General features: G+C 54.3%; 16 protein-coding genes. 12 read left to right on the top strand and 4 right to left on the bottom strand.

What is annotated here, in order from left to right:
* Nucleotides 1–10: 10 nt before the first annotated feature.
* Both cydS and rlmD read left to right on the top strand, forming a co-directional pair.
* Complete coding sequence (cydS, locus tag BN1189_RS16320) at nt 11–136, top strand: cytochrome bd oxidase small subunit CydS (protein WP_257125357.1); 126 nt, start codon at nt 11–13, stop codon at nt 134–136.
* A 556-nt stretch (nt 137–692) separates the two neighbouring features.
* Complete coding sequence (gene rlmD, locus BN1189_RS02060; protein ID WP_040224991.1) at nt 693–2,057, top strand: 23S rRNA (uracil(1939)-C(5))-methyltransferase RlmD; 1,365 nt, start codon at nt 693–695, stop codon at nt 2,055–2,057.
* 86 nt (nt 2,058–2,143) lie between these two features.
* On the opposite strand, the gene BN1189_RS02055 is transcribed toward rlmD, so the two are convergent.
* Complete coding sequence (locus tag BN1189_RS02055) at nt 2,144–2,392, bottom strand: hexameric tyrosine-coordinated heme protein (protein ID WP_040224990.1); 249 nt, start codon at nt 2,390–2,392, stop codon at nt 2,144–2,146.
* A gap of 361 nt (nt 2,393–2,753) precedes the next feature.
* On the opposite strand from BN1189_RS02055, the gene BN1189_RS02050 reads away from it, so the two are divergent.
* Complete coding sequence (locus BN1189_RS02050; RefSeq protein WP_082194100.1) at nt 2,754–4,463, top strand: S-layer homology domain-containing protein; 1,710 nt, start codon at nt 2,754–2,756, stop codon at nt 4,461–4,463.
* Nucleotides 4,464–4,527: 64 nt separating this feature from the next.
* Here the strand turns inward: BN1189_RS02050 and BN1189_RS02045 are convergent, their stop codons facing one another.
* Entirely contained in the window at nt 4,528–6,144 is a 1,617-nt protein-coding gene (locus BN1189_RS02045; protein ID WP_098049669.1) for a thiamine pyrophosphate-binding protein, read from the bottom strand.
* 197 nt (nt 6,145–6,341) lie between these two features.
* Between BN1189_RS02045 and BN1189_RS02040 the strand changes: the two genes are divergently transcribed.
* The 8 genes from BN1189_RS02040 (at nt 6,342) to BN1189_RS02010 (ending at nt 14,457) form a co-directional block, all read left to right on the top strand.
* Nucleotides 6,342–7,307: a tRNA dihydrouridine synthase gene (locus tag BN1189_RS02040; RefSeq protein ID WP_040224988.1), complete on the top strand. Its 966-nt coding sequence runs from the start codon at nt 6,342–6,344 to the stop codon at nt 7,305–7,307.
* A 285-nt stretch (nt 7,308–7,592) separates the two neighbouring features.
* Nucleotides 7,593–7,967 carry an ADP-ribosylglycohydrolase family protein gene (locus tag BN1189_RS16315; RefSeq protein ID WP_069201937.1) on the top strand — a complete coding sequence of 125 codons (375 nt, stop codon included), beginning with the start codon at nt 7,593–7,595 and terminating at the stop codon, nt 7,965–7,967.
* Entirely contained in the window at nt 7,948–8,775 is an 828-nt protein-coding gene (locus BN1189_RS02035; protein WP_257125356.1) for an ADP-ribosylglycohydrolase family protein, read from the top strand. The genes BN1189_RS16315 and BN1189_RS02035 overlap by 20 nt, the downstream gene beginning before the upstream one ends.
* A 53-nt stretch (nt 8,776–8,828) precedes the next feature.
* Nucleotides 8,829–9,242, top strand: a complete 414-nt coding sequence (locus BN1189_RS02030; protein ID WP_040224987.1) for a hypothetical protein — start codon at nt 8,829–8,831, stop codon at nt 9,240–9,242.
* A 367-nt stretch (nt 9,243–9,609) separates the two neighbouring features.
* The gene (locus tag BN1189_RS02025) at nt 9,610–10,899 is read left to right on the top strand and encodes an Nramp family divalent metal transporter (RefSeq protein WP_052455577.1); all 1,290 of its coding nucleotides are present in this window, start codon (nt 9,610–9,612) and stop codon (nt 10,897–10,899) included.
* A gap of 79 nt (nt 10,900–10,978) precedes the next feature.
* Nucleotides 10,979–11,296, top strand: coding sequence for a cupin domain-containing protein (locus BN1189_RS02020; protein WP_040224986.1), 318 nt, complete (start codon nt 10,979–10,981; stop codon nt 11,294–11,296).
* Between the two features lie 276 nt (nt 11,297–11,572).
* Complete coding sequence (locus tag BN1189_RS02015; protein WP_040224985.1) at nt 11,573–12,157, top strand: helix-turn-helix domain-containing protein; 585 nt, start codon at nt 11,573–11,575, stop codon at nt 12,155–12,157.
* Between the two features lie 248 nt (nt 12,158–12,405).
* Nucleotides 12,406–14,457 (top strand): catalase, encoded by a 2,052-nt coding sequence (locus BN1189_RS02010; protein WP_040225014.1) that lies wholly within the window; start codon nt 12,406–12,408, stop codon nt 14,455–14,457.
* Between the two features lie 242 nt (nt 14,458–14,699).
* Here the strand turns inward: BN1189_RS02010 and BN1189_RS02005 are convergent, their stop codons facing one another.
* The gene (locus tag BN1189_RS02005) at nt 14,700–15,269 is read right to left on the bottom strand and encodes a manganese efflux pump (protein WP_040224983.1); all 570 of its coding nucleotides are present in this window, start codon (nt 15,267–15,269) and stop codon (nt 14,700–14,702) included.
* 52 nt (nt 15,270–15,321) lie between these two features.
* Between BN1189_RS02005 and BN1189_RS02000 the strand changes: the two genes are divergently transcribed.
* On the top strand, nt 15,322–15,564 hold the full coding sequence (locus BN1189_RS02000) for a hypothetical protein (RefSeq protein ID WP_040224982.1): 243 nt from the start codon (nt 15,322–15,324) through the stop codon (nt 15,562–15,564).
* A 65-nt stretch (nt 15,565–15,629) separates the two neighbouring features.
* Here BN1189_RS02000 and BN1189_RS01995 read toward each other — a convergent pair whose 3' ends face one another.
* Nucleotides 15,630–16,286 (bottom strand): TetR/AcrR family transcriptional regulator, encoded by a 657-nt coding sequence (locus tag BN1189_RS01995; RefSeq protein ID WP_040224980.1) that lies wholly within the window; start codon nt 16,284–16,286, stop codon nt 15,630–15,632.
* Nucleotides 16,287–16,453: the final 167 nt, after the last annotated feature.

The following is a 16,453-nucleotide window of genomic DNA, read 5'->3' as shown; positions in this document are numbered from 1 at the left end:
AGGAACCGCCATGAACGACTTTCTCATCTTCTACGCCCCGTTCATCGTCCTCATCGGAGCCATCATCGCCGCCTTCGCCGTGGCCCCATTCGACGGCGCGGTGACAAAAGGACCGAAGGAACGGAAGAAAAAATAAAAGCAAAGAGAACCGCCCCGGTGCGACATGCATCGGGGCGGTTCTGTGCCGATTGCATCGGATCCGGTCTATTTGGGGAGGGTTCTATCTGGTTGGGGGAGGGTTCTATCTACTCAGACCGGGATTCTATCTATTCAAGGGGCGATTCTATCTATTCGGACCCGGATTCTATCTATTTGCATCGGATCCGGTCTATTTGGGGAGGGTTCTATCTGGTTGGGGGAGGGTTCTATCTATTCGGACCCGGATTCTATCTATTCAGGGGGCGATTCTATCTATTCGGACCCGGATTCTATCTATTTGCATCGGATCCGATCTATTTGGGGAGGGTTCTATCTGGTTGGGGGAGGGTTCTATCTACTCAGACCGGGATTCTATCTATTCAAGGGGCGATTCTATCTATTCGGACCCGGATTCTATCTATTCAAGGGACGATTCTATCTACTCGGAGAACGGGTCATGCCCGGCGAGACGATTCATATCGTCCCCCCGCTCTTCATTCCGCGTCATTTCTGGTAAAATGAAGCCAACAGCCATGTATCGGAGGAACTCATCCATGTCCTACGCAGTCCAGCAGAACGACCGGCTCACCGCCGAAATCACCGACCTCACGCACGACGGGGCGGGCGTCGCGAAAGTCGGCGGCTACCCGCTCTTCATTCCCGGCGCCCTGCCGGGGGAGACCGTCGAATTCAAAGTGACGAAAACACTCAAGAAATACGGATTCGGCATGCTCCTGAACATCATCGAAGCATCCGAAGACCGCGTCGAGCCGCCGTGTCCCGTATTCCCGGAATGCGGCGGCTGCCAGATCCAGCACTTGTCGTATGAAGGTCAGCTCGAGCGCAAGCGCAAGATGGTCCGCGAGGTGATGGACCGGATCGCCAAACTTCCGGACGTACCGGTCCACCCGGTGAAAGGGATGGAACACCCGTGGCGCTACCGCAATAAATCACAAATCCCGTTCGCCGAGCGTGACGGCCAAGTCGTCGCCGGATTCTTCCGGAGCAGGACGCACTCGATCATGGACACCGAGACGTGCCTCATCCAGTCGACCGAGGCCGACGTCGTCATGCGCGCGATCAAGCACGGCCTCCATAAGCTCGGCCTCAAGGCGTATGACGAACATAAAGATAAAGGCTTCCTGCGACACGTCGTCATCCGCAAAGGGAAGGCGACCGGCGAGACGATGGTCGTCCTCGTCACGCGTAAGCGCAAGTTCCCGCAGAAAGACGCCGCCGTCGAACTCATCCGGGGCGTACTCCCGGACGTCACGTCGATCATCCAGAATGTCAACGACCGGAAAACGAACGTCATCATGGGAGACGAAACAATTCCGCTTTTCGGCCCGGAAGTGATCACCGACGAAATCGGCGGCGTCCGGTTCGAAATCTCCGCCCGTTCGTTTTACCAGATCAACCCGGACCAGACGGAAGTGCTGTATTCCCAGGCGCTCGAGTACGCCGGCCTCACCGGCGACGAGTCCGTCATCGACGCCTACTGCGGCATCGGTACGATCTCCCTCTTCCTCGCGAAAAAAGCGAAGGAAGTGTACGGGGTCGAAATCGTCCCGCAGGCGATCGAGGACGCGAAACGCAACGCCGAACTTAACGGCTTCACGAACACCCACTTTGAAGCCGGTGCCGCCGAAGACGTCATCCCGCGCTGGTACAAAGACGGCAAGCGATTCGACGTCCTCGTCGTCGACCCGCCGAGAAAAGGCTGCGACGAGCACTTGCTCCGTACCATCCTCGAACACCGCCCGAAACGCATCGTCTACGTCAGCTGCAACCCGGCGACCTTGGCACGCGACCTGAGGATTCTGGAAGACGGAGGATATAAGACGAAAGAAGTTCAGCCGGTGGATATGTTCCCGCAGTCGAGTCATGTAGAAGCCGTTGCGTTGGTAGAATTGAAGTGAATAGTGAAATGAATTCTATGCCCCCGGACGAACAGCTCGGGGGTCTTTGTGAATTTGTGCAAAGTGATTTTTTAACCCGAACAATCTTACTGATAATAAGGCATCCACTGCCGCCAATAATTATTGGCGGCGGCAACTGTTTGGAAGTGGACGGCGATGACTTGGGAGGAGGCGATCAGACTGTCCGGGTTTGTGGAATAGGCGGGCCGCAGCACTTCCCGGACTTCTTCGGATGGCTGTGTGACCGTGATGCCTTTTTGTGCAAGCTTCACCGCTAACGCAAATCCTTCCTCGGGCGTCTGGGTGATCAGCGAATGCACCGACTGGCTCGGCATGCAGTTCACTTCCTTTATTCGTTTGGTCTCCCTATACATATGCGAAAAAAGCCAGACGGCCACAGAGTGAGGGATCGGCCATTGCTCCCGGTGGGATGTGTCTTCCAGCCAGCCTAATCTCCACTTTCGCATGTGCTTCAATGATGTTTTTTGGAAACAATAGTGTCACTTTTATGATGAAGTCCAACAGTCAGACGTCCCGGAAAAGATGTAGCCTTGATGAGTCAGGGGAAGAAAATAGAATTTTCCCACACTGGATTTTTTGTTTATTAAACTTCAGAGAAAGGAGTACGGAAAATATGGTATAATTTTCTGTATATGGATTCGTATGCATTTAAACATAGAAAAGGAGAGGGTTTGGGTGAAAACAAAGACCTACAAAAGATTTGCCATGGCAACGGCCAGCGTTGCCCTTGTCGGTTCAGCGATTGTTCCGGTTGCCTCGGCTGCTCCGTACTACGGGTGGATATCGGATTATCCATTTACGGACGTCCCTAACTGGAGCACACATTACATAAACGTTTTGGAAGCCAATGAATTAGGTGTAATGACCGGCTATAACGACGGAACATTTAAGCCGAATCAAAAGTTGAACCGCGGCAACGTGGCAAAGGTGCTCGGCAAGTATGTCGTCTCAAAGAGCGGCATGACGCTTGAAGAGTATGTGCGTGAGCACAACATCAACGGTGTGGAGAATTTCGATGATGTGCCCGATGACTGGGCTGATGCAGAACTCGTGGTTTATTCGAAAATTGTCAAAGACGCAGGAATCTTTGAGGGTTCCAATAACAGGCTGAACGCTTCAAAATTAATGCCGCGTGACCAGATTGCAGAAGTCTTGGTGAGGGCTTTTGGTTTTGAAGACAAGGGAGGCACTCCAAATATTTATTATGATGGAGAAACTGCTTATGCCAAGTCCATTGAAATCATTATTGAGAACGGGATTTCCAATGCCAATCATTACCGTCCGTTTGAAACCACGAGCCGCTCGCAGTTTGCTTCATTCATGGTTCGCGCCGTCAAAGTTTCCGAAGGATTGGATACGGAAGAGCCTTACCCATTCCCGATTAAGTCCGTCAGTGGATTGGCGGATATTACCGTTAATTTAGGGGAAATGCCGAAGCTGCCGGAAACAGTCGAAGTGACTTTGAAGAGCGGACTCAAGTCCACTGCTGCCGTCGTGTGGAACACAGAGGATCTCAACAAAGACGAAGTGGGATCATATATACTCACCGGGAATTTCCCCGGTACCGATCTGACCGCCTCGATCAAGGTGAACGTCAGGGAGCCGCAGTACAAGAGAATCAAGAATATCAGCATTGATAACAACGTAATTAAGATCATCTATCCTCAGAACATGAGCAAAACGACCCTCGATCTTTCGAATTACAGGTTCAACGGCGGTCCGATGCCTGAAGGGACAAGTATTTATGGCGAAGAGAATTACGTGACTATTACGCTTCCATCGCCGGAAGGGCCGATTTCTGCGGATATGGAGTATACGTTCGAAATCACGCAAAATGTCAAAACCATAAACAGCGATATTATTGTCGGCAACTCATTTGCAGCGAACAACGGCACAGAAGCGCCTAAGAATGTCATGGTGACCGGTGTGTTTCATGATAATGTAGGGCCGGCCCTTGTTTCCGCCGATTATGTGATCAAAGCGCCTGGCGAAAACACAAGCCATGAGATCCAACTTACGTTTTCCGAAGACATCTCTACTATATTTAACGATACGTTCTATGAAGATGATGGACAGCGGGATTGGTGGGAAGAGTTCAATACTAATCTTGCTGAACGGCTTACAGATATGATGAGCCTTAAAATTGGCGAAACGGAAGCCTCTGTTTATATTTGGGGTAGCTGGAGCAATGTGATTAACGGCAACAAAGTCTACGTGAGTATCCCAGAAACCAACATTGACCAAACGTCCACCCTCACCATCGTCCCGGAAGAAGTAAAACATAACGAGGAACCGGTTCTCACTGACGATTCTCTCGGAAAAAACCCCCTCGCTGAAACCTTCACGAAAACCATTACCCAGGATAATGTCGTAGTCATTCCTTAAGTGAGGGCAGAAAGTAGCTGGAAAGCAAAAAAGTTGAAGGGGCATTTAGCCCCCTTCAACTTTTTTATTCCGTCTCCGGGAAAAACGCCTGCGCCGTCGGAATGTCCACAAGCGCCGGTCCGCCGGTGTTCAGCGCTTTCTCCATCACCGACTCGAGTTCCTCTTCCGACTCCGGCCGGAATCCTGTCCATCCGCAAGCTTCGGCCAACTTCACAAAGTCCGGATTGGTCAGATCGGTCCCGACGCCTTTTGCCCCGAGGACTTTCAGCTTGTCGACTTCCATCTGAAGTGATTCGTTGTTCAGGACGACGACGGTGATGTCGAGACCGTAGCGGGTGGCGGTCAGCAGATCTGCGAGGACCATCTGCAGGCCGCCGTCTCCGACAATCGCCACAACCTGTTTTTCGGGGTTCACCAGTTTGGCCGCCATGGCAGCCGGGAGGCCGAAGCCCATCGTCCGCCAGTAGCCGGAGAACAAGGTGGTCTGGTCTGTTTGCCTGAAGTTGCGGTTCGTCCACACGGTGTTGTCTCCCGTGTCCAGCGCCAGGACGGCGTCCCGCTCCACAGTGCGGTCAAGGGCCCGGATGATCCGGGAAGGGTGAACCGGATAACCTTCGGTGTTGCCTTCCTCTTCGTTTTGACGATCCCATTTCTCCTTGACTTCTTGGCACCGGTTCATCCAATCTTCCGCGCGGGAGAACCCCGAGAGACTTTCCACTAAGATGGGCAGCACTTCCTCCGTTTTGCCGGTGATTCCGATTTTCACGGGAATGTTCTTCTCGACTTGATCGAAATGGCGGTCAATCTGGATCACCCGGGCATCTTCCGGGACATAGCCTTCAGGCCACCAGGTCGTGCCCGCAAGCAAGACCACGTCCGCTTCTTTGAATAAGCCGGCGGCATGCGGGTTGCCGCCTTCGCCGATCCCTTGCAGCATGTGCGGGAAGGATTCTTCCACCAGCCCTTTTCCGCCGAGGCTGGCCAGGATGCCGGCGCCCCAATGTTCCGCCAGTTTCTTGAGATCTTCGGCAGTTCCTGCCGCCCCGGACCCTGCCAGAATCATCGGGCGCTTCGCTGATTTCATGATATCCGCCGCCTTTTGCAGGCTTTCCTTCGTAAAGACGGAGGCTCCTTCAATCACTTCCGGCAACGGCCGCGGTTTGGCTTCCGATTGCGCCATGAACAGATCCTTTGGCACGGACAGATGAGTGACGGCCCGCTGGTTGAGTGCAGTGCCCGCCGCTTTTTCCAGAAGATCGAGCGCAGCGTCGGGACTCGCCACATTGGCCGAATAGGCAGCGAACGGCTTCATGAGATCTTGCTGGTTGACGAACTGCGGGACGGTCTTGCCGATTTTATCAGTCGGTGCCTGTCCGGTGAGCGCAAGGACGGGCGCACGATCCGCGTGTGCATCTCCGAGTCCGTTCAGCAAGTTCGTCGCACCCGGTCCCATCGTCGCCGTACAAACGCCGAGCCCGCCGGTCAACTTCGCTTCCGCGGACGCCATGAACGCAGCCGTTGACTCATGTTTGCATGCGATGAATTGGATCTGATCCTGTCTTGCCAGCGCGTCGATGAGCCCGAAGCTGGCATCGCCCACGACTCCGTAAATCCGTTTCACCCCGTACAGGGACAATTGATCAAGCATCAACTCCGCAACATTTTTCTCTTCACTCGTCACAAACTTTAACCTCCTCCGTGATGTCGGCCTGATGTAATTCCGCTTCTGTTAGTTCTTCCACTAATGAAGTCTAGGCAAACTCGGTGCCTGCAAGCGGACGGGCCGTTTTCCGGCAGTCTCATGGCTGGAAATTCAACTGATTAATTGGTACGATTCATAAATAATTGCATCTGTGAACGAGAGGATCTGAACTTGAAATGAACAATAATTTCTGGCGCGATCTGCCGCGCCCATTTTTTGTGCTGGCGCCGATGGAAGATGTGACGGACGTGGTGTTCCGCCATGTCGTGGCCGAAGCCGGCCGTCCGGATGTGTTTTTCACGGAGTTTACGAATTCGGACAGCTACTGCCATCCGGAAGGAATTAAAAGTGTGCACGGCCGGCTGCTGTTCACGGAAGATGAACAGCCGATGGTTGCGCACATCTGGGGGGACAAGCCTGAATTCTTCCGCCAAATGAGCATCGGCATGGCGGAGCTCGGATTCAAGGGCGTCGACATCAACATGGGCTGCCCGGTTCCGAATGTGGCCGAGCGCGGCAAGGGGAGCGGTCTGATCCTGCGCCCGGACGCCGCCGCTGAACTGATCGAGGCAGCGAAAGCAGGCGGCCTGCCGGTCAGCGTGAAGACACGTCTCGGCTTCGAAGAGATCAGCGAATGGGAAGAATGGCTGACGCACGTGCTGAAACAAAACATCGCGAATTTGTCGATTCATTTAAGGACGCGGAAGGAAATGAGCCAGGTCGATGCCCACTGGGACCTCATCCCGGAGATCAAGAAATTGCGTGACTGCGTGGCGCCGGATACGCTGCTCACAATCAACGGGGACATCCCGGACCGCAAGACCGGCCTGGAGCTCGTGGAGAAATACGGCGTGGACGGGGTCATGATCGGCCGCGGGATTTTCAAAAACCCGTTCGCTTTTGAAACGGAGCCGAAGGAGCACAGCAGCAATGAACTTCTTGATCTTCTTCGGCTGCACCTCGATCTGCACGATCAGTATATCGAAGACATCCGCCGGCCGATCACCGGGCTGCATCGCTTCTTTAAGATTTATGTCAAAGGCTTCCATGGTGCCGGCGAATTGCGGAATAAGTTGATGAGCACGAAGTCGACGGATGAAGCACGCGGTTTGCTGGATGAATTTCAACAAAACACGAATTGACTTTTCACAGGTGAACCATAACGATCCCGAGTGCGGGATTCGTTTTTTGGTAGAGGGGGAACGGATAAAGATAACGTTTCTTCGGATAAAAATAACGCTTTGTCCGATAAAGATAACGTTCCGGCTGATAAAGGCAACGTATCTTGCGGATTTGTTTCTTCAAGTGCGCTGGATTGACGAGACGCCGGCTTGAGCGGGGGACAAGTGGTTGCACTCTCTCAAACTGACCATCTAAGCATAGGCGAACTGGATGAGAACCAAGGATCAAAAACCGGGGGGAATTCAATGATTGGTGCCATCATTGGGGATATAGCGGGTTCGCGTTTTGAATTTGACAATCACCGCAGCAAAGATTTCGTGATGTTCCATGAGAAGTGCAAAGTGACGGACGATACGATCATGACGCTTGCAGTGGCGAAAGCCATTATGGAAACCAAAAAGGAACTGGGCTCTTTGTTCAAAATAGAAGACCTCGGAATGAAGCGTCTCAGTGAACAAGCCGTCCGGTTTATGCAGGAGATCGGTCGCAAGTATCCGGACTGCGGATACGGCGGCATGTTCGGTAATTGGGTGTTCAATCCTCACCCCGAGCCGTACTGCAGCTTCGGCAACGGGGCGGCCATGCGGGTGATCCGACGCCGTGACCTGCGTGACACATAACCATCCGGAAGGGCTGAAGGGGGCAGAAGCCGTTGCCGCAGCGATCTGGATGGCGAGGAATGGATCGGATCGAGAAAAAATCCAGAGTTTCATCAAGTCGGAGTATTATCCGCTCGACTTCACCATCGACGGCATCCGGGATACGTATGAGTTCAATGAAACGTGCCAGGACACGGTGCCTCAGGCCATCCAGGCGTTCTTGGAATCTGTGTCGTTTGAAGACGCCATCCGGACCGCCATTTCAGTCGGCGGCGACAGCGATACGCTCGCTGCCATCACCGGTGCCATCGCGGAGGCGTTTTACGGCGTGCCGGCAGAACTTGAAGAACAGGCGCTCGGTTACCTGAATGAAGAACTGCTTGGAATCTACCGGGAGTGGCAGGCTTGGACCGGCGATGACGGACATGGCAAGTATGCGCTTCTGACGGACCATATCGTCAAACTGGAAGAAAGCCAGCATGGCGAATGGTCCGGAGGCAGCCGAAATGATGGCGGAACCATTCAATTGGCATATGTTGATCCGAGCGAGGAGACTTGGTTGTTCCTGGCTGATTTCCACAGGTTTGCCGATTGCCATCCGGAGTATGAACTGAACAGATACAAAGACATTCTTGAACAGAACGGCATCGACTGGGCGGGCAGGCCCATGGAAAAGGCGGACGCATCGGCTTTAGACGGGCAGGCGGTGCTTGCGCTCATCATGGGTGTAATCCGGGCGGACCGTTTCAGCGAAGGAACCCTTCTTCATTTCCTGAAGTCGGGGAAGATCACAGAGTGGCTGAAAAGGCTCGAACAGCTGGATGAATGAAAGACGAAGTCCGGAAGTGAGACAAATCGAATGGAAAGCGAAGTGAGCTGCCCATGAATCAGATCCGGTCCATCCGCTTTGAAATGTATGCAAGCGGCCCGATCTCCCCGGGAGAGGAGCGGGTCCATGAAGTGGAGATCAGCCGGAGCGGAGCGGTCACCCATGAAATCCTGACGGCAGGCGGACAACCCGGTAAGATGGATTTCCGAAGGGACGAATACCGGATCGCCCCGGCCGCGGCTGCAGATTTCCTGGATTCACTCATCACCCAATTCCACGTTGACGGCTGGATCAAAGACTACGGCTCTCCCGTGCTCGACGGCTGGAGCTATGAAGTGACGATCCGGTATGCGGACGGCCGGATCCAGGGCGTCCGGGGCTCGGTTGATCCGCCGCCGGGAGCGGAAGGGGTGGCCCGGGCGGCCAAGGAGCTCGTCCCGTTCAGGAAAGAGCCGTGGATATTTTAAAAAGCAGTAGAAGAGAAGTAATGGCGGATGCCGCTTGGAACAGCTTAACCAATCAGGCGTTTAAATTAGTGCGGGACCTTCAGGCAGCTCAAAACGCGAATAAATAAAACTCATTAAAAAGGACGGCTCTGTGCTGTCCTTTTTGTTTTGCCTAAAACCTTTCAGGCACTGCATATCCCGGCCAGCCCAAACGGATATTCTTTGCATGTTCCCACGGCAGGCGGGTAATAGAGGTTAAGGAGAGCGGACGGTCGCTTCAAGCGGACGGTTTGACTTGCGAACTGGAAGTTAATTATAATTAATTCCATCAAAGAGTTTCCTTAAGGCAACTTTTTGAACGTTCCAGTTCAGGATTGAGGGATTTTACATGAAGCCTAAAAGTCGGGAAGAAACGAATATAAAAGACGAAGCCCTGCAGAAGCATGCCAGCACTTCCCTGAGCGGAGAAACGAAAGGGATCCGTCAGCTCCTGCCGTTCCTCGGACCTGCTTTTATCGCGGCGGTCGCCTATATCGATCCCGGCAACTACGCAACGAACATCTCGGCGGGATCGGCATACGGCTACAAGCTGCTCTGGGTGATCCTGGCATCGAACCTGATGGCGGTGCTTATCCAGATGATGTCGGCGAAGCTCGGAATTGCGACCGGCCGGAATCTGCCGGAAGTGAGCCGCGAGCGGTTTTCGAAGAAGACGTCGATCTTCCTTTGGATCCAGGCGGAGCTCGTCATCATGGCGACCGACCTGGCAGAGTTCATCGGGGCGGCGCTCGGGCTGTATCTCGTGTTCAATATCCCGATGGGCGCGGCCGCCGTCATCGCCGCCATCGGATCGTTCGCCATCCTGGAGATGCAGCGGCGGGGCATCCGGTCGCTTGAAGCGATCATCGCCGGCATGATTTTCGTCGTGGTCATCGCATTCGGCGTCCAGGTGTTCGTTGCAAAACCTGAAGCAGGCCCGTTGCTCGCCGGTCTGTTCACGCCGAGATTCGAAGGCGTGGACAGCATCCTGCTGTCCGCCGGGATGCTTGGGGCGACGGTCATGCCGCACGCGATCTATCTGCATTCCGGCCTGACGAACAAGCGGATCGTCGGGCGGAACGAAGCCGAACGGAAGAAGATCTTCAAGTTTGAATCAATCGATGTCATTATCGCCATGATCATCGCCGGAGCGATCAACGCGAGCATGCTGATCGTCGCGGCAGCACTGTTTTACAAGGCAGGCGTACAGGTCGATGATCTTGAGGTCGCGTACGACCAGTTCGGCTCGATGCTCGGAACGCATGTGGCCATCCTGTTCGGGGTCGGGCTTCTGGCGGCCGGCCTGTCCAGTTCATCGGTCGGCACGCTCACCGGCGACATCGTCATGCAGGGATATATCCGCAAGCGGATCCCCATCTACCTGCGGCGCGTCATCACGATGCTGCCGCCGATCATCATTATCATGCTCGGCATCAATCCGTCGAAGGCGCTCGTCATGAGCCAGGTGATCCTGTCGTTCGGCATCGCGTTCGCGCTCATCCCGCTGATCGTCTTCACGAGCGACAAAAAACTCATGGGCACACTCGTCAACCGGAAAATCACGACCGTGACAGCCTGGCTGATCGCCGTCCTGATCATCTGCCTGAACCTGTTCCTGCTGTATGAGACGATCTTCTGATTGAAGGCGTCCTGTTGTTTCGCCCGGTTTCCCTAAGGGAAAAGCAGAAGAGGAATGAACGGAGGAAGGGGAGATTTCTGTGAATCACCAGTCCATCAAAGCATCCCGGCAATTCAAGGACGACCGTTTCACGAAAGTCGACTTCATGAAAAATGAACGGAGCACGGCGTTCGCGCTCAACTTCGAGCCGGGCCAGACGATGAAGGCGCACAGCCATCCGGGCAAGGAACTGTATCTGTTTGTCCAGGAAGGCGGCGGGACATTCTCCGTCGACGGAGAAGAGATCCCGGCATCCGAGGGCGATGTGCTCTTTTGCAATGAGAAAGAAATGATCGGCTTCGTCAACGGAGACAAAGGAAGGACGACGATGTTCGGCACGCTGACGAAAATCGGATAAAAGAACTGCTGAGAGCCCGACCGGAAGCATGCCGGTCGGGCTTTTTCGGGTCATGTGAGGAGGGGGCGGGGCGAGTACCAACTTCAGGGTTGCGAGTGTCAGCTTCGATAGAGTGAATATCAACTTTCGCGGAGCGGGCGTGGACTTTTGCGGATCGGGGTGTCTCCTTTATGATCGAGCACGATCTGGGATAATCTATTTGTCCAACACTCCACGAAGCGTTTGTTGCCGCGTTCCCTCGAACGTCATAAGATTGGAAGCGCAGGAGGTGCCAGCATGGAAAGCGACAAAGTCGGTCGTCTGATTGCAGATTTGCGCAAGGAAAAAGGCTTCACCCAAAAAGAATTGGCGGACCGGATGAACCTGTCGGACCGGACCATCTCCAAATGGGAGCGGGGACAAGGCATGCCGGACGTTTCGCTGTTGCCGGAGCTCTCTGCTCTTCTCGGTGTTAACATAGAGGAACTTCTTGGAGGCGAACTGGCGGTCAATGAATTCGTGGGGGGAAATATGAAAAAGTCAAGTTATTTCGTTTGTCCATCATGCAATAACATCGTCATGTCCACAGGGAGTGCGACCGTTTCTTGTTGCGGGCGAAAGCTCGAGGCACTCGAGCCAAAAAAAGCAACGGACGAAGAAAAACTCATTGTCAGCGAAGTGGATGGTGAGTGGTTCATTTCGAGTGATCATCCGATGGAGAAAGAACACTATATTTCCTTTGTTGCTTTTGCCGAAGGGGGTCAGGTGAGGATTCTCAAACAGTATCCGGAATGGGAGATGCAGGCCCGGCTGCCCAAGCGGAGGCATGGGATGCTTTTGTGGTACTGTACGCAACACGGATTATTTTATCAATATCTTTAAATGGGACAAGCCGCTTTCCTGGAAGGGAGGAGCGGCGTTTTTGTTTCCGGAAAGTCAAAGCAGGTCCGCCGGTGGGTTTGATTAATGGATTTACGGGGAACAAGATTGACGATTGTGCAGGGGCCGGGACGGATTTCGCCGGCTGTTTTCGCACAGGTGCGAAGGCGGCTGCAGCGTGCCGTTCCCGGTATTTCCTGCTTTTTGAAAGAGGCACATGAACAGACCAATGAGAGGAGATGCGTGACGAGATGGACCAGGACAACAAGAACCCGATGCATCAGGATAAGAAGGATGAGCAACTCGAGCAGTTCCGCAGGCAGAACACGGGCAAGCCGATGACGGACATTAACGGCCAAAAGGTGGCAAACGACCAGAAAACGCTCCGCGCCGGCAAGCGTGGGCCGTTGCTTATGCAGGACTTCCACTTTTACAAAAAGCAGTCGCACTTCAACCGGGAACGCATTCCTGAGAAAGTCGTCCACGCCCGTGGGTTTGGCGTGCATGGTGTATTTGAAGCGACGGAGTCTCTCGAAGAGTATACAATGGCGAAGTTCCTTGAGCCGGGCAAACAGACGCCGGTGTTCGTCCGTTTCTCCAACTTCATCGGTAACCGGGGTTCCAAGGACACGGCGGTCGATATCCGCGGGTTCGCAACGAAGTTCTATACCGAAGAAGGCAACTACGACATGCTGGCACTCCAGTTTCCGGTGTTCATCCTGGCTGATGCCATGAAGTTCATGGATGTCACGCATGCAGCCAAGCCGGAGCCGCGTCAGCACATGCCGCAGGCGACCGTAGCGCACGATAATTTCTGGGACTACGTCGTGAGCAATCCGGAATCCGCTCATATGGTCATGTGGGTGATGTCGATGCGCGGCCGTCCGCGGAGCTGGCGCATGATGGAAGGCTATCCGATCAACACGTTCCGATTCATCAACAAAGAAGGCAAGTCGACGTTCGTGCGGTTCATCTGGAAGCCGAAGCTCGGTGTCCACTCGCTGATGCTCGATGAGGCGAATGTGATCGGCGGGGTGGATCCGGACTTCCACCGCCGTGATATCGTCGAAGCGATCGAGAGCGGGGCGTTTGCGGAATATGATCTGTGTGTCCAGCTGATCGCCGAAGAAGATGAATTCAAATTCGATTTCGATATCCTGGATGATACGAAACTGTGGCCGGAAGAAGAAGTGCCGCCGAAAGTCGTCGGCAAGATGACGCTGAACCGGCTCATGGACAACTTCTTCGCGGAAGAGGAACAATCGGCGTTCAACCCGTCGAATCTCGTGCCGGGCATTGAGTTCACGAACGATCCGGTGCTGCAGGGCCGTTCGTTCGCCTACCGGGACACGGAGCTTTATCGTCAACATTCCGCCAACTATGAGGAACTGCCGATCAACCGTCCGATTTCGGATGTGAATCATAATCTGCGGGACAGCTATCTGAAGTATCCGATTGAACAGGACAATGTCCACTTCCACAACAATATGCAGGCCGAAAACACTCCGCATGAGGTGCCGCCGGAAGAGGGCGGATATGAAAACTATCCGGGCAAAGTCGAAGGCCATGTGACCCGCGAGCATCCGAGCGACTCGTTCCAGGATTACTATTCGCAGGCCCGCTTGTTCTGGAACAGCTTGTCCATGCCGGAAAAGCAGGATCTCATCGAGTCGTTCAGCTTCCACGTCGGCAGTGTGAAAAACATGTCGATCCGCCAGAAGACGGTCGAGATGTTCGGCAATGTGGATACGGACTTCGCGACGATGCTGGCGGAGAATGTCGGCGTCGAGCCGCCGAAAGAGGGCCACGTTGATTACGACAAGAGTTCTCCTGCGCTGAGCATGATGAACACACCGCACTCCGCCATGACATCGCGTGTCGCCGTCCTGATCGGCGACGGTTTCGACGGAGAAGAGGTTCAGAAAGTCCTCAATGCATTGATGGATGTAAAAGCGAAAGTCGACATCGTCTCCGAGACGCTTTCTCCGGTCAAGGGCAAAGACGGTACAGAGCTCACGCCGACCCAGACGTTCCTGACCGTCCACCCGACGCTGTACGACTCGATCTTCATCGTCGGCGGCAAGGCGAAAAACCAGATGAAGTTCGATCAGGGCATCATGGACTTCTTCAAGATGCAGTACATGCATATGAAGCCCATCGCCATCTCCTCCGGCGGTGAAAAGTATATGATGAAAACAGAAGACAACAACATGGACGGCGTCGTCCTCGCCGCCGACAACCCTGAATTCACAGAGCAATATATCGACGCACTCGCAATGAAGCGGTTCTGGGACCGCACCTGATCAACCAGCAAAGCCCGATCCGGCCGATGAAGCCGGGTCGGGCTTTTTTGATACGGAAAATTGCGATGCATCCGCGAAACCGCCAGAAGCATCCGCGAAAATCCCCTGGCCGAAATTAGCATCCGCGAAACCGCTCGATGCATCCGCGAAACTCCTCCGGCCGAAATTTGCTTCCGCGAAACCGCCAGACGCATCCGCGAAAATCCTCCGGCCACAATCTCTCGCTCCTCAACCCCCGCCAATCAAATCACCATTTCCACCATGCCGATCAGCATGAGCAGGCCGCCCGCAACTTCGGAAGGGTAGCGTCCGATCCAGGTACGGGTGAGGAGCTGGCCGAACCGCTGCCCGCCGCCGACCGTCACAAGGGAAAAGAAGCCGATTGATAAAACCGTCCCGAGCATCGGCCCGCCGCTTACCCCCATGCCGAATCCGCCGGCAAGGGAGTTTGCAGATAGCAGGAATCCGAGCGGAAAGGCTTCACGGACGGACAGGATCCGGTCTCCGTCCGTGTCCGCCACATCCGGGTCTTCCAGGATCTTCGGTCCGGACGACTGGGGCTGGATAAGCATCCAGAGGCCGATCGCAATCAGCAAGAATCCGCCGAGCCGGTTCGCCATCTCTTCCGGAATGAAAAGCGTCACATACTCCGCCGCCAGCATCGCCACGACCGCGACCGCCATCGAAACGATCGCGATGGCGGCATTCGACCGAAACGGGATCGCCGTTTTCCGGATACCGTAAGCCAGGCCGATTCCGAGATTGTCCAAATTCGCCGCCACACCCAGGAACAAGATGGTCAACCATTGCAACTCGCCCGCCTCCCCGCTTGGATGCATCATATGAAGGAAGAGGCGAAAGGGGATGGGCATGAATCAGCATGCACGACCGGCATCTATCATCCGTCCGGCATGCCAGCCGGGTGAGCCGGCCGTATACGTGACCTGCGCGATCACACTCACGCTCTATGCGATGACACTCAGGCGCCCTCCGCTGACACTCGCAGCCTATGCGATGACACTCGTCCGCCGTCCGATGACACTCGTCCGCCGTCCGATGACACTTGCAGCCCGCACGATCACACTCGCCCTCCCCAAGCCCGCCTGAAAAAACGCCCGCAACGGCACTCGGCCGCCCGCGGACGTTTCCTCACATATCAGATCGGGGTCCCATCAACCTTTGGTGCTTTCCCGGATCACTTCCTTGATATAACCGATCGTCCGCTCCTCTGCGGTTTCAATGTCATACTCGAGCCGATTGTTCAGAACGGCGCTCATCATGCCCTGCCAGATGAGGTTGGTCATTTCATTGATGCCGGTCAGTTTCTCCTCCGGCACCTGCCCGGCTTCCACGGCGTGCACGAGCAGCGATCGTCCGCGTTTCATGACGTTCCGTTCAAAGAGGGAGGGCTGGATGGCTTCGGGGACATCGAGCAGGTCCGCCGGATAGGTCTCATAGTAGCGTTCCATGAGGCGTTCGGGCTGGTCGCCGAGGTCCATCATGAAGACGGCGTGGAACAGTTCGGGCGATTTGAATGAATGCCTGCAAAAGCATTCCCAAGCGAGGACATACTGTTCGAGCGGCGTATCCGCCTTCTTTACGTACTGTGAAACGTCTTCCACGTAATCCCGGAGCAGTCGCATCGATGCGAAGAAAACGAGATGCGAGAGTTCGGAGAAATAATTGTAGATGGTGGCGCTGTTGTAGCCGGCCCGGTCGGCGACTTTCCGGATCGTCACTTTGCTGATGCCCTCTTCTTCGATGATCTCCACGGTCGCTTCCACGAAATACTTCCACATCCGGCTCATTTGCAATTGCTTATTTTTCATTTCTGACACCTCCACCACATCCTGCCTGAATCATGACTTTCGCTAAATTATCCGTCAATTAGATTTGTTTCGCCAGAAAAGTTATGTTAGACTAACCAATGTCTAAAAGATAATCATGATTACCAACTAATCATGATTCATAAATCGGTAAATTGCAAGAGGAAGGA

The organism is Bhargavaea cecembensis (assembly GCF_000826125.2).
Lineage (GTDB): Bacteria > Bacillota > Bacilli > Bacillales_A > Planococcaceae > Bhargavaea > Bhargavaea cecembensis_B.
This window is presented reverse-complemented; position numbering and strand designations above follow the sequence as displayed.